We start from the raw sequence: 12769 nt of genomic DNA on the forward strand, positions 1-12769 counted from the left end.
AGCCGACATGTGGCGAATTGGCGTTGTCCCTCCCTACGTGGATGCCGACGAGCACAGGCCACTCCTAGAGGAGAAGGGGGCCCACGTCGTTCTCGAAGACCCGAATGATCTGCCCGGCGCCATCGACGCGCTTCCAGACCGTACTCGCGCCGGGGCGATGCCGTAGACCCTCTTTTCTCTCTTCCCCGAGCGGCAGACCCGGGAGTTTGGGTCTGCTTTTTTACGTCCACCACCGGGCGCATTTGCGGTCCGGGGGATGAGGCCTGGACGGGGATGCCGTGAAGTCGGCGCGAGGCCTGCGCGCCGCGGACACAGGCGCGCTCGGGGCATCAATTCCCGCCGCACATCGCGGGCTGAACTGGCCGGCCCGCGGGACCTACTCATCCGCGAGTGCCGTGCGTACCGTGTCCTCCATCCGATCCATGTGGCGGCGGAGCGTCTCGTAGCCCATGTGTCGTCGGGCCACGGACCAGCGGGCCCGAGCCACCCGCTCGATGCCCTCCTGGCAATCGGGCTCGAAGGAGCGCTCCGGGGTCTGCATCAGGTACCAATGGGTAGTCTTGACGGCGTAGTGGTCCTCGTCCGGATAACCATGCCGGGTGGTTCCCAGGGCCCGACCCATCCTAAGCGTATCAACGCCAATTTCCTCACGCACCTCGCGCTTCGCACACGTCCTTACAGTCTCGCCGGGGGCCTTCGTGCCCTTCGGCAGGTCCCACACCCCCCGCCGAAAGATGACCAGCAGCGCCACGTCGTTGGGGAGCGCACATCCCACGTACCCGCCCCCGGCGGTGACTGGACGCGGCGGCCGGTAGGGGTCTGCGTTGCGGAGGGCATCCGGCGGCACTACAGGCACCCGCACCGATCGCGCGTCTTCAACCAGTTCGTTTGCGGGAAGGCGACTCCCGTCCACTACGAGCACCGGCCCGGCCCCCACCGGCAGAGCATCATAATCCATCCAGAGCCGGACGGTGCCCTCCCGGGACGCCGATACACCTTGTTCTTCGAGGACAGGGAGACTCGGGTCCCGCGCTGTGACACGATAAAAGAGGAGCATCGAGGACGAATGAAGGGACTGACTGGTAAAATCGTGTGACGAGGCGGAGCTACATTGGCCACACCAGGGGGGCGACAACAAGGAGAACGATCCAGAGCAGCACTTGGAGGATGCCACCGACCCGCACAAAGTCAACGAAGCGGTAGTTGCCCGGTCCGTACACCATGAGGTTGGCCTGGTACCCGATGGGGGTGCTGAAGGCCATCGACGCGGCGAGCGTGATCGATACCATGAAGGCGCGTGGCGCGAGGCCTTGGCTCTCAACAACCGATAGCGCAATCGGAAACATGAGGGCCACCGCACCATTGTTCGTGACGATATTTGTAAGCGCGGCGGTGCCCAGGATCAGGCCAGCGAGGAGGCCATAGGGGCCGAACGGCTTGGTCGCATTCACGATGGCCTCTCCCATCATTTTTGCTGCCCCGCTGGCCTCCATGGCTTGGCCAATGCCCAGGGCGGCCCCGATCACAATGAGCACGTTCCAGTCGACGGCCTCCCGGGCCCGCCCCGGCGTGAGAACGCCGGCTGCCACTAGGACCAGCGCCCCCAGGGGCCCGGCGACGGCGATGTGTAGCGTTCCGGTCCCCACGAGCCCCACGATCGCGACGATGACGGCGACCGCGACGCGGAGTTCCCAGCCGCCAGCATGCGGGCGCATCTCTTCGCGTTGCTCTCGCGCCTCCTCTTCGGTTTTTTCGTCCTCCCCGCCCGCCTCACTGGTGATCACAAATTCTCGGGACTTTTCGTAGCCGCCCCGGAATCCCCTCTTCGTGTCCAGGAGCAATGCGTCCCCAGGACGGAGGCGCACGTCGCCGAGGGGCGGCTCCAGGCGCTCGCCGCCTCGCCGAATGCCGGTAAGGACGGCCCCAAAACGCTCGCGGAAAGGAATGTCGCTCACCTCTTCCCCGATGAGCGATGACCCCTCCCGGACGACGACCTGGTGGAGCTCTCGGTCCTCGCCCCGTTCGATGTCGGCGTAGGCGAGGCGCAGCCCCGGAAAGGCGCTCAGCCCAAGGTCCCGCTCGGGAACGCCCTGCACCCGCTCTGTCTCGTCGAGCGCCTCAACGGTGCCGTCGTCCGCCCCTTCAAGAGCCGCCTCGACCGTCGGCCCCGAGCCGTCCGCAACCTCCATCTCGCTCGTCGTAAACAGCAGGCGGTCGCCCGGCTGCAGGGTCGCGTCGGACTGCACAGGGGCGATCTGCTCGACGCCCCGGTCAATGCGGACCAGCGTGAGGCCGGGCATCAGTTTCAGGTCAGCATCCTCGACCGTCTCGCCCACCAACGGCGAGTCCGTCGCCACTTCGATCTCAACGAGGTCGGCACGCTCCTCTTCCTCCTCTTCCCGAATATCCCCCCGTTCCGGGAGGAGGGCGGGCGCCACGAAGACGACGTAGGCCAATCCTACTACTGCACAGGGCACCCCCGCCCAGGCGAGCTCGAAGAATCCGAACCCCTGCATGTCGTGTGACTGCAGGAGGCCGTGCATGACAAGGTTGGTCGACGTGCCGATAAGGGTACAGATGCCGCCCAGAACCGCAGAAAAGGCAAGCGGCATCAGAAGCTTTGAGGGCGATACGCCGTGGCGCCTGCACCAGCCGCGGATGGCGGGAATGCCCATCGCCACCACCGGCGTGTTGTTGAGGAACGCCGAGTACGTGGTCACCGAGGGACACATGCGGAGCAGGAGGCGGCGGATGCCTTGCTCCTCCCCGAGTATGTAGCTACTAGCGACATCGAGGGCCCCAGTCTCCTGCAGCCCGGCGGCCACAACGTACAGGGACCCAAGGGCCAGGAGTGTTGAGTTGGCAAACCCCTTTAGTGCCCGCTCCAGATCGATGACCCCCCCGAGCACGAGTATGACGAGTCCCCCAAGCAGCACGCCATCGGGACTGAGGAGGTCCGTGACCAGTCCAATGAAGACCGCCACCAGCACGCCGAACGTCAGGAGGAGGTCGACACTCATCTGGGTCGGAGGCAGTGGTGTGAAGTTGTGTTCGTAGAGGATGCTCGCCGATCCACACGCCAGCGGACGCGTGCAGCTTTGCCGTCGGGGGAGGGCCCGAGGTCGGTGCTTGCTCCACTGTAATCTGTCAGGCTCGCTTGCACGCCGGACGCACGTCCTTGCGTTCGATCGGGGCGCTCGGAGGAGCCAAATTTCGATCGCTTCCCGAACAGAGGCCCCCCGGACGGCCCTGTTCTGAGGGCCGGAAGGGTCGACAATCAGTCGATCTTCCGATCTTCAGCCGGGGAAGGTTCCTTCGCACAAACAACTTCACGCTGTTGGGTCCGGAGGTTTTGGGGAATTGGAGGTTCTTGAAGGCTGTCACGAGGAGTAGACATCGTACTGTAGACGGACGAGAATCCGCCTTTGTTTACACGGACGGACGCACTTCCGACCGTCCCTTTTCCGGGCAGAGGAGCGGAGGTCACCGACGAGGCCTTCATTCTCACATTTCCTTCATGGTACGCCGGGATCAACAACCGACTCTCCGATTTTCTCGTGCTCTGTGCGCCAATCGTCTCTGCGTGCATCCACGCTTCCTGCTTCGTACCCGCTCTCTGAGAAGAGGACTCCTCCCGAGGCACGCTTCCCATGTGGCACCAAGCCTGGTCGTGGTTCCAGGAGAGCCTCACGATTCGCCGGTGGCTCTCGGAGTACTCGGCGGAAACGCTGCGAAACGACGCGGCGGCGGGCCTCACGGTCGGGGTGATGCTCATTCCGCAGGCCATGGCCTACGCCGTCATCGCGGGCCTGCCCCCGATCTACGGGCTCTATGGCGCCCTCGTCCCGCTCCTCGTGTATCCGGCGTTCGGCACGTCCCGCCAGCTCGCCATCGGCCCCCAGGCGCTCGACATGCTGATCCTCGCGGCCGGACTCGGGGTTATCGCCGAGGCCGGCACCAGCGAGTACGTGACGCTGGCCATCGTCGTAACCGCCATGGTGGGTGTGCTGCAGATTGCGATGGGGGCCATGCAGCTCGGGTTCGTGGCCAATCTGCTGTCGCGCCCGGTGATCACAGGCCTCACCTCCGCCGCGGCACTGATTATCGGATTCAGCCAGCTGGGCAGCCTCCTCGGCGTGGACCTCGGCAACTCGCAGTACGTCCACGTCATCCTGTGGCGGGCCTTCCAACATCTCGGGGATGTCCACCTGTTGTCCCTGGCCATTGGGGGCGCCGGGATCGTCCTGCTCGTCCTTCTGCCGAAGTGGAGTCGGCTGCTGCCGGAGGCGCTCATTGTCGTGGTCCTGGCGACGGGGGCCAGCTACGCGTTCTCGTTCGAGGCGAGGGGGGTGGCGGTCGTCGGGTCCATCCCGATGGGCCTTCCGACGCCCAGCCTGCCAGACCTGGGCCCGAGCACCCTGAACGCGCTCCTGCCGGCGGCGGTCACGCTGGCGCTTGTTCAGTTTATGAAGAACGTGTCCCTCGGGCGTGTCTTCGCGACGCGGCACGGCTACACGATCGACGCCAACAAGGAGCTCGTCGGGATCGGCTCCGCCAACCTCGTCGGCTCGTTTTTCGCCAGCATCCCGGTATCGGGAAGCTTTTCGCGGTCGGCCGTCAACGACCAGACCGGCGCGCAGACCCCCCTCGCCAACTGGTTCACCGCCGGGGTCATTGCCCTCACTCTTCTGTTCCTGACCCCGCTTTTCTACTATCTGCCCCAGCCAGCCCTGGCCGCAATCATCATCGTGGCCGGGATCAGTCTCATTGACCTCCACGAACTCCGAAGCCTCTTCAAGGCCCGGCGGCGGGACGGATACATTGCCCTGTTCACGGCGGCCTGCACGCTCTTCATCGGCATCCAGGAGGGCATCCTGCTCGGCATTGGGGCCTCCGTCATCGCCGTCCTCTTCCGCATCAGCCGCCCCAATGTCGCCGAGCTCGGCCACGTCCCGGGGACCCGTCTCTTCCGCGACCTGGACCGGTTTGAGCAGGCCGTGCGCCTCAAGGACATCATGGTGCTACGGGTAGACGCCTCCTTCTCGTTCGCCAACGCCGAATACTTTAAGGACTTCATCCTGGAGAAGAGCGAGCAGGAGGGGCGCAACGTGGAGGTGGTCATCGTGGACGGGAGTAGCATTAACGGGCTCGACACAACCGCCATCGAGGCGCTGTTCTCGGTCGTGGAGACGCTGGACGACATGGGCATCGAGCTCCACCTGACCGGTCTCATTGGGCCGGTGCGCGAGACGGTGCGCCGCTCAGGCCTCCACGCCCTGCTCGGCGAAGACCGGTTTCACCTCGACCCCCACGCGGCCGTCGTCGACGTGCTAGAGCGATGGGACCAAGCGGAGGACACCGAGCGGACTGAGCAGTATTTTGCCACGACGGAGCCGGAGAAGAAAGAGGCCACCCCGGCGGCGTCGTGAGCCCTTTGGTCTCACGGATTCGCAGAGTTTGAGAGGAGCGTGCCGCAGTCTCGCGCCCGCCGCATCACCTGCCCGACCGTGAAGGTCCAGCGCGGCGCCACGTCGCACCCCGCCGCTTCGAGCGCGGCGGCGGCCCAGTGGTTGCAGTTGTTGAAGACGTGGTACGTCAGCGGCGACGCGTAGAAGCGGCTGCCGGCGTAGTACCCGGGCGCCGCGGCCGTGGCACCGCCGGTCGAGTCGACGGCGAACGATTCGGCCACGAAGGCGGTGAGGGCGTCGAGCTCGCCCGGTCCCACTGGCACGCGCACGACGGTCCGTTCCGGAAATCGGGCGGGTACGGCCCGGTCGAGGGGCACAACGTGGAGCACGCTGCCCGTGGGCCAGAGGCCGGCCCGCGTCATTCCCCACACGCCCCGAACCTCGCCGGGATAGTAGCGCGCCTCGCCCCAGCCCACCTCCAGGTACCGCGCGTCCGGAAACGAATCGAGGACGGGCCACCGCCCTCGGGGCACGTCGGCCCGGCGGACCGCGATGCCCGCGTGCCAGCCGTGCTGCACAAGGTAGACGGCGCTCGTGCTATCCGTCGCGGGCCGGACCGCTTGCCGCGGCAGATGACACCGGATCGCCAGAAGAACGACCCAGACGGCCACTGCACCGACAAGAAGGCCGCGCCACCAGCGCATCTGCACAGGGAGCTGATGAGTCAGGGCAGTGGAGAACACGTTCAATCAACATCCAGTCTCCAAGATCCACACGACGACGCGGTGCGACACGCCCCACGGTTTTCCCCTTTTTCCTTCGTCGCCTCAGGACCAGCCGGGCTGCATTCGAGCCGTCCAGTGGCTATTCTGAAGCACACTTGGTCTTCCAATCAGCTGCTTCCCTCATGGACCCAAACGCCGCCCTCCGCTCCCACCTCACAGATCTGCTGACCGCCCGCCAGGCCCACTGCACGTTCGAGGACGCCGTGGCCCACGTGCCGCCTGAGCGCCGCGGAGAGCGCCCCGAGGAGCTGCCCTACTCGGTGTGGGAGCTTACCGACCACATCCGTGTCGCCCAGCGCGACATCCTCGACTACTGCCGCGACCCGGACTACGAGGCCCCCGACTGGCCGGACGACTACTGGCCCGGCGCCCCTGCTCCCCCCGACGCGGCGGCGTGGGACGACTGCGTGGCTCAGGTGCAGAGCGACCGCGCGGCACTGCGCGACCTCGTCACCGACGAGACGATCGACCTCCACGATACGGTCCCGTCCAGCGACGAGCACACGTACCTGCGCGAAGTAATGCTTGTGGCCGACCACACCGCCTACCACATCGGCCAAGTCGTGACGGTGCGCCGCCAGCTCGAGCTTTGGCCGCCGAGCGCCGATCACGAATGAGAAGAGGGAGAAGAGCGACGCAGAGCGAACGAAGCGGAGTCGAGCAACGCGCAGGGTCGAAACGCTAATTGTCTTAGGAGTTGACGTGCGAGCTGGCAGGCGCAGTGACGCTTTTCCGCCGCGCCTTTACACGTGTGATGCGAAAAATTCGCCCTCGGCCGGCCACGCTTACCCAGGGGTCACCGCTTCTGAGAGCCTAGAGATGGCGGTCGAGGTAGGCCTCTGCCTCCGTCTTCACACGTCCGCGCATCGGCTGAAGGAAGGCACTGAGATTGATCGCGACGTGCACGGACGTGGCTTCGACCCTGATATGGCCATCGGCCCCCTGGCCATCGAACTGAAGAGTATTTCCAGTCCACTGGGCGTCGACTCCGAGTTCCTGTTCAAGCTCCTGGACCACACGCCCCACGGCCGCGCGTCCGTCCTCGAGGCCCAGGGAGTGCGAGTGGGTGATATCAATGTCAGCCATTGTGGAAACGGGGTGTCGAAAAGAGCGGACAATCAGAAAAGGGGTACGAAGAGCCACAGGGTCCGTTCTCCCCGTCCCCTCGCCGTTCCCCACGTTCTTCGACCGCTCCTTGTAAGTGCCCGGTGGACGTCATTTGTTGTGGGGTGTCTGTCGTACGCCCATCCACCGACCTATTGCTCGCATGCGTCCCATCCGCCTTCGTCACCTCCTTGGCCTCGCCCTCGGTCTACTCCTCCTGCCCGCGGTGGCCGTCGCCCAGCCGGCCGACGGACTGCAATCGCCCGCCACGTTCTTGGGCTACGAGCTCGGCGAGCAGTTCACGCCCCACCACCGGGTTACCGACTACGTGCGGCACGTAGCCACCCACTCCCCCCGCATCACGGCCCGCCAGTACGGCACGTCGGTAGAGGGACGCCCTCTCCTTCTGGCCACGGCCACCACGCCTGCCAACCACGACCGCCTCGAGACGCTCCGGCGCGACAATTTGAAGCGGGTCGGATTCCGCGAAGGCTCCCCGCAGGGTCCCCCTACGGCTATCGTCTGGCTCAGCTACAACGTGCACGGAAACGAATCCGTCTCGACCGAGGCGGCGCTCAAGGCGCTCTACGCCTTCGGCAATCCTCAGAACGACCGGACGCAGCGCTGGCTCAAAAATACCGTCGTCCTGATCGATCCCTGCCTCAACCCCGACGGCCGCGCCCGCTACGTGCAGTGGTACAAGCGCATGACGGGCGATCAGCCCAACGTCCGCACGGCGGCGCGGGAGCACCACGAGCCCTGGCCCAGCGGCCGTACGAATCACTACTACTTCGACCTCAACCGCGACTGGGCATGGGGCATCCAGCCGGAGACGCGGCACCGGCTTGAGGCCTATCACCGCTGGATGCCGCACGTTCACGTTGACTTCCACGAGATGGGCGTGAACGACCCCTACTACTTTGCCCCCGCCGCCAAGCCCTTCCACGAGAACCTGACCTCGTGGCAGCGGAAGTTTCAATTCACAATTGGCCGCAACAACGCCGAGTACTTCAACGACAACGGGTGGCTCTACTTCACCGAAGAGGTCTTCGATCTCTTCTATCCGGGCTACGGCGACACGTGGCCCCTCTTCAACGGCGCCATCGGCATGACCTATGAGCAGGGCGGCTCCGGGCGCGCCGGGCGCGGCGTCATTACCGCCGACGGGGACACCCTCACGCTCGACGAGCGCATTCAGCACCACTACACCACCAGCCTCTCGACCGTTGAGGCCACCGCCGAGAATCATGAGCGCGTGGTGCAGAAGTTTGCCGACTACTACGCGTCGGCCCGGAAGAATCCGCCCGGCGACTACCGGACGTACGTGGTCAAGCGCGGCGAGCGGGGCGATCGGCTCGCGGCCTTCGCCGACCATCTCGACCGCCAGCACATTCGATACGGCTACGCCACCGAGGCCCGCACCGTGCGGGGGCGGTCCTACCAGAGCGGCGACACGGAGAAAACGCGCATTCAGCGCGGAGACCTCCTCGTGAACGTGGCACAGCCGAAGGCCCGCCTCGCGAAGGTGCTCCTCGAGCCCCAGACGACGATCGTCGACTCCTTGATGTACGACATCACCGCCTGGGGCCTGCCCTACGCCTACGACCTGGAGGCCTACGCCTTGACGGAGCGCGTCACGCCGGCGAGCGACACGGTGCCGGGGACCGCGCCCTCGATGACGGGCGACGCCGACACGCCCTACGCCTACGTCACGCCGTGGGCGAGCCGGGCCGACGCCCGCTTCGCCGCGGCCCTGCTCCGCGAGGACATTCATGTCCGGTTCGCCGAGAAGGCGTTCACAGTAGACGGCCGGTCCTACGAACCCGGCGCCCTCGTGGTACTCCGCGCGGGCAATACAAATCGGATCGACCAGTTCGACGCGACCGTGCGCCGGCTCGCCGAGGCCCACGGCCAAGGGCTCCACGCCGTGTCCACCGGTTTTACCGAGAAGGGCCCGGACTTTGGCTCCGACAACTTCAGGATCGTCGAGCCCCCGCACGTAGCCGTCCTTTCGGGACCGCCCACCACGCCGCCGCGTCTCGGCGAGGTGTGGCACTACTTCGACCGTCAGATCGACTACCCGGCGACCTTGCTCCCGGCCGACGACTTTGCCCCAAGCATGCTCGACGACGTGACCGCACTCGTGCTCCCGGACGGAGACTACGGGGACTGGCTCACGGACGCACGGGCCGAGGCCATCACCCAGTGGGTTCGCAACGGCGGGCGGCTCGTTGCGCTTGGCGATGCCAACGACGCTTTGGCCGGACGTGCCCCCTATGCTCTCACCCGAAAATCAACGTCGGCAGGCCCGGATACGACCGCCGACACGCCGCTCTCCCGCTACGGCACGCGGACGCGGCGGCGGTTGTCGGAATCGACGCCGGGCAGCATTCATCGCGTACGGCTCGATAGCTCCCACCCGCTCGGCTTCGGCATCGAGCCGCCGTACTTCACGCTCAAGCGCAACGACGAGGCGTTCGCCTACCTCTCTCAGCAGCAGTCGGGATGGACCGTGGGGGCGCTCCAGGCTGCCGATCCGGTCAGCGGATTTATGGGCCACGAGGCCCAGCGGAAGGTCGAGGACACCCTCCTCTTCGGCACGCAGTCGCTAGGGGAGGGCCAGGTGACGTACCTCGTCGACAATCCGCTCTTCCGGGGCTTCTGGTACGGCGGTCAGATTCTGTTCGCCAACGCCATCTTCTTCGTCGGGACCAGCTGAAGATCTGCCCCGGAACGTCGGCCGATCGCTCACCTCGGCTCCTCCATCCCGATCGAGAACATGTTCTCTAGGTCGTGACTGGAGTAGACCCGGAACCCGATCAGCGTTTCTGTGTCGAGGATGCCGTCGATTTGGCGGATTTCCTCCGTCACGAGGTTGGCGAGGGCGTCGTTTTCGGCGACGCGAAGGATGGCGACGAGGTCGACGCGGCCGGCGACGGAGTGGACTTCGCTAACGCCGTCGAGGGCGGCCAGCTCGTCGGCCACGTCGTTGACCTTGTCGCGCTCGGTGTCAAGGAGAACAATGGCGGTGACCATGATTCGGGTGGGGACGTGTAAGGAGGGGAGGCCAGGAAGCGCGGTCGTTCGTGCCATCAAGATACGTTCCAAGGGCCGCACCCCCAAACGCCCGCAAATCTCAAACCTGCGTCTTTGCCCGATGGCCCCTTCCCCCTCAGATAACGCTGCCCCCCACGGCCGGCACTACGTCTACGTCGTCGAGTGCAGCGATGGCACCTACTACACCGGCTACACCACGGACGTGGAGCGGCGCGTGGACGAGCACAACGACGGCAGTGGGGCGAAGTACACGCGCGGCCGACGGCCCGTCGAGCTGGTGCACGTTGAGACGTACGATACTCAGTCCGACGCCATGCAGCGGGAGCATGCGATCAAACAACTGCGTCGGGCGGCGAAGGAGCAGCTTGTGCGGGACGGCGAGGCGGGACGGCGCCCCTCCCGGGACCCCACCGATCCCGACTGACCCGCTCCCCGCCCCCCGGACGGATCGTCCTGCAGGGTCCCACCTCCCCTCCGAGCATCCTCGGGGCGTCCCCAACAGGTCCGGGAAGGTGCCCCTCTCACGAGGGAAAATCATCATGCCAGCTTCTCAGGCCGTAACAGTGGTTTCATGACGGGGGCGATTGTCTACTTTTGGTGCGCCGACGGGGGCGCTACTGAACTTCAACGGTCTTGCGTGCACGGTCCGTGCCGTTGCGGTCGTCGGTGACCGTGACGGTCACCGTGTAGCTCCCCGCCGCTTCGTACGTGTGTGTAGGGGTGCGGCCGGTTGCACTCGCCCCGTCTCCGAATTCCCACTGGAACGACTCGACCTGCCCGTCCGGGTCGGTCGCCTGAGCCGTGAAGCTCACCGACGTGCCCGCACTGGGGCTCTGTGGCGAGAACGAAAAGCCCACAGACGGGGGCTCGTTGACTTCCCCCACGGAGTTGCAGCTCGCGAGCGTGAGCAGAGCGACAAGGAGAAGAGTCCAGGCAGGGACGCGCATGGGAGGGTGTCGACCAGTGAAATGTTCTGTGCTTTGGCGAAGCTGAGATGCTATGAGTGGGGATCTGGGGAGCACGCACCGTCTCCCTGCTACGTCAGTTCCCCGGCGGCCCACCGGAACGCATTCAACACAAAGGCGCGGTTGTCCGCACGGTCGAAGTATCCCGGCTCCGGAACCCCCCGGCCCTGCGGATTTTTCGATCCGAGAATTCCCGAGTCCGCGACGACGACCACACGTCCGATTCCGCTTTGAGCCGTTGCGCTGAAAAACGCTCTCTCGTGTGAGGGGAGCCGGACGACGGGCGCAGCACTGGGGGAGCTCTTCCAGAGCAGGCCGCAGTTCTCGAACACGATTTGGTCGACGCTCGCGCCCTCGGGGCCGCCCGACAGGATCGGATGGACGACCATCTGATTCCCCTCCAGGGAGCAGTCGCCGGACGGGTGATTGTAGTAGGTGAAGTCTAGTGCCTCGATCCCGAACTGTTCGGCGAGGCGGTCGTCTTCCTGGGTAAGGCCTGTATGATTGGTGAAGAGCACCAGCCCAGTCCCTCGCTCCACGGCGTCCACGATTCGGTCGATCTCGTCGTCGGTGTACGGGGCGGCGCTGAGGTCCATGCCGGGGGGAAAACTCTCGTTGGGGGGCCGTGTCGGAATGGCCAGCACGTCGGTCTCCTCTAGCACCGCCGCCGACAGCGGATCCCCCTCTACGGTGAACTCAACCTCCGCGGAAAGGCCGTTCTTCAGGGCAGCGATCGGCTCCTCGAGCCGGACGCCAGCCGGCTGAGGACCGATGGCCCGGCGGTGCACCTGCGACTGAAGGGCGTTGCCGTCAAAGAGGATCTGCATGGGGGCTGAGTGAGGAGCACAGGTTCGCGAGCGCGGGAGTGAACCGTCTGAGGAGTTCCAAGCCTCTTCCACAGGCTGTCACGTGGGGCCACGGTCCTCCGACGGGTAACGTTTCGTGTTGGGCCGGCGGCCCGCCCCCGCGGCGACCGGCTGGTCGAAACGTGCAGTGGTTCGCTCGGTGGGCGCCTACGGATCGGACTCAGGAGGCCAACCATCCGGCGATTGGGGCCCACTGCTTCTGGGGGACTGTCCGTAAAATCGGTGCCTGCTCTGCGGGCGGCCCGAGCGCGTGCAGGACGCAGGACGTGTGGAGTACGCTTTTCCGTCTGCGAGACCGTGCGAGCGTATGATCGATGGGGCGCACAATCTCTGCGACGCCGGTGTGCCCGTCGCTATCTACAACCGCACGGCGTCGAGGACCAAGCCGATCGGGGCGTCTCCGTTGCCCCGACGCCGACCGTGCTGGCCAGCCCCCCTGCTCAACGAGGTGCGTCCCGCGCTCAAAGCCATCGGTGATCCGGTAGTGCAGGGCGGAGGGGTGAGAAGCGGCACCAAAACGAAGCCCTTCACGAATCTCCTTCGGGGCCGCCTCGTGCAGGCCGATTCGGAGGCGCTTGTCTTCG

Annotated in this window: 11 protein-coding genes and 1 pseudogene; 5 read left to right on the plus strand and 7 right to left on the minus strand. The window is 65.8% G+C overall.

Features of this window, described 5'->3' with window-relative positions; translation table 11 throughout:
* Nucleotides 1–376 precede the first annotated feature (376 nt).
* Together ABEL04_RS01665 and ABEL04_RS01670 are read right to left on the minus strand one after the other, a co-directional pair.
* Nucleotides 377–1057 (minus strand): NUDIX domain-containing protein, encoded by a 681-nt coding sequence (locus ABEL04_RS01665; protein WP_375800637.1) that lies wholly within the window; start codon nt 1055–1057, stop codon nt 377–379.
* A 49-nt stretch (nt 1058–1106) separates the two neighbouring features.
* The gene (locus tag ABEL04_RS01670; RefSeq protein WP_375800638.1) at nt 1107–3020 is read right to left on the minus strand and encodes an SLC13 family permease; all 1914 of its coding nucleotides are present in this window, start codon (nt 3018–3020) and stop codon (nt 1107–1109) included.
* Between the two features lie 630 nt (nt 3021–3650).
* Between ABEL04_RS01670 and ABEL04_RS01675 the strand changes: the two genes are divergently transcribed.
* Nucleotides 3651–5429 carry a SulP family inorganic anion transporter gene (locus tag ABEL04_RS01675; RefSeq protein WP_375800639.1) on the plus strand — a complete coding sequence of 593 codons (1779 nt, stop codon included), beginning with the start codon at nt 3651–3653 and terminating at the stop codon, nt 5427–5429.
* Between the two features lie 11 nt (nt 5430–5440).
* On the opposite strand, the gene ABEL04_RS01680 is transcribed toward ABEL04_RS01675, so the two are convergent.
* On the minus strand, nt 5441–6112 hold the full coding sequence (locus ABEL04_RS01680; RefSeq protein ID WP_375800640.1) for a DUF2459 domain-containing protein: 672 nt from the start codon (nt 6110–6112) through the stop codon (nt 5441–5443).
* 203 nt (nt 6113–6315) lie between these two features.
* Here ABEL04_RS01680 and ABEL04_RS01685 point away from each other — a divergent pair, with 203 nt between their 5' ends.
* Nucleotides 6316–6810: a DinB family protein gene (locus ABEL04_RS01685; protein WP_375800641.1), complete on the plus strand. Its 495-nt coding sequence runs from the start codon at nt 6316–6318 to the stop codon at nt 6808–6810.
* A 196-nt stretch (nt 6811–7006) separates the two neighbouring features.
* Here the strand turns inward: ABEL04_RS01685 and ABEL04_RS01690 are convergent, their stop codons facing one another.
* Complete coding sequence (locus tag ABEL04_RS01690; protein ID WP_375800642.1) at nt 7007–7279, minus strand: polyhydroxyalkanoic acid system family protein; 273 nt, start codon at nt 7277–7279, stop codon at nt 7007–7009.
* Nucleotides 7280–7460: 181 nt separating this feature from the next.
* On the opposite strand from ABEL04_RS01690, the gene ABEL04_RS01695 reads away from it, so the two are divergent.
* On the plus strand, nt 7461–10016 hold the full coding sequence (locus ABEL04_RS01695; protein WP_375800643.1) for a M14 metallopeptidase family protein: 2556 nt from the start codon (nt 7461–7463) through the stop codon (nt 10014–10016).
* A 29-nt stretch (nt 10017–10045) separates the two neighbouring features.
* Here ABEL04_RS01695 and ABEL04_RS01700 read toward each other — a convergent pair whose 3' ends face one another.
* A complete protein-coding gene (locus ABEL04_RS01700; protein WP_375800644.1) occupies nt 10046–10333 on the minus strand; it encodes an Lrp/AsnC family transcriptional regulator in 288 nt (95 codons plus the stop codon).
* A gap of 121 nt (nt 10334–10454) precedes the next feature.
* On the opposite strand from ABEL04_RS01700, the gene ABEL04_RS01705 reads away from it, so the two are divergent.
* The gene (locus ABEL04_RS01705) at nt 10455–10778 is read left to right on the plus strand and encodes a GIY-YIG nuclease family protein (RefSeq protein WP_375800645.1); all 324 of its coding nucleotides are present in this window, start codon (nt 10455–10457) and stop codon (nt 10776–10778) included.
* Nucleotides 10779–10968: 190 nt separating this feature from the next.
* Here the strand turns inward: ABEL04_RS01705 and ABEL04_RS01710 are convergent, their stop codons facing one another.
* Together ABEL04_RS01710 and ABEL04_RS01715 are read right to left on the minus strand one after the other, a co-directional pair.
* On the minus strand, nt 10969–11301 hold the full coding sequence (locus ABEL04_RS01710; protein ID WP_375800646.1) for a PKD domain-containing protein: 333 nt from the start codon (nt 11299–11301) through the stop codon (nt 10969–10971).
* Between the two features lie 89 nt (nt 11302–11390).
* Entirely contained in the window at nt 11391–12146 is a 756-nt protein-coding gene (locus ABEL04_RS01715; protein ID WP_375800647.1) for a hypothetical protein, read from the minus strand.
* A 382-nt stretch (nt 12147–12528) separates the two neighbouring features.
* Here ABEL04_RS01715 and ABEL04_RS01720 point away from each other — a divergent pair.
* A pseudogene (locus ABEL04_RS01720) lies at nt 12529–12769 on the plus strand (hypothetical protein); the annotation flags it as partial.

This window comes from Salinibacter sp. (assembly GCF_042218895.1).
Lineage (GTDB): Bacteria > Bacteroidota > Rhodothermia > Rhodothermales > Salinibacteraceae > Salinibacter.